The following is a 655-nucleotide window of genomic DNA, read 5'->3' as shown; positions in this document are numbered from 1 at the left end:
ACCCTGGCGGGCCGAATGTCGAGAAGGCGGCGGCGACCGGCGACGTCGCACGCTTCGCCTTCCCGCGGCCGATGAAGGGATCGGCGCAGCCCGATTTCTCCTTTTCCGGGCTGAAGACCGCCGTGCGCCAGGCAGCAACGGCCATTGCCCCGTTGAGCGACCAGGACGTCGCCGACATCTGCGCCTCGTTCCAGGCGGCGGTGGCGGATGCACTGGAGGATCGTGTTTCGAGGGCGCTGAACCGATTCCGTCAGGAGTTTCCAGGCGAGATGGAGCCTGCGCTCGTCGTCGCCGGCGGCGTCGCTGCCAACCGGACGATCAAGGCGACACTCGAAACCCTATGCGAGAAAGCCGGCTTTGCTTTCGTCGCACCGCCGCTCAAACTCTGCACCGACAATGCGGCGATGATCGCCTGGGCCGGCATCGAACGGCTGCGCGTCGGCATCGCGGGTGAGAACGCCGCCGATTTCGTGCCGCGCTCGCGCTGGCCGCTGGACAGTATCTCTGCCCCGATGGTCGGCTCGGGCCGGCGCGGAGCCAAGGCATGACCGGTAGCGGTCATAAGGCGCCAAGCGGTTGGCGCATTGCCGTGCTCGGCGGCGGGGCCTGGGGCACGGCGCTGGCGCTGGCCATGCTGCGAGCCGGTCATTTCGTC

The 655-nt window shown here is 68.4% G+C and carries 2 pseudogenes; both read left to right on the top strand.

Annotated features, from left to right (window positions below):
* Window positions 1-548 (top strand): annotated as a pseudogene (locus EOA86_RS37290) (tRNA (adenosine(37)-N6)-threonylcarbamoyltransferase complex transferase subunit TsaD); the annotation flags it as partial.
* Window positions 545-655, top strand: a pseudogene (locus EOA86_RS41045) (glycerol-3-phosphate dehydrogenase); the annotation flags it as partial. The pseudogenes EOA86_RS37290 and EOA86_RS41045, both read left to right, overlap by 4 nt.

This window comes from Mesorhizobium sp. M5C.F.Ca.IN.020.32.2.1 (genome assembly GCF_004023105.1).
In the GTDB taxonomy this organism is placed as follows: Bacteria; Pseudomonadota; Alphaproteobacteria; order Rhizobiales; family Rhizobiaceae; genus Mesorhizobium; species Mesorhizobium wenxiniae.
Note: the sequence above shows the minus strand (reverse complement) of the source record. Positions and strands in the feature narration are given on the sequence as shown.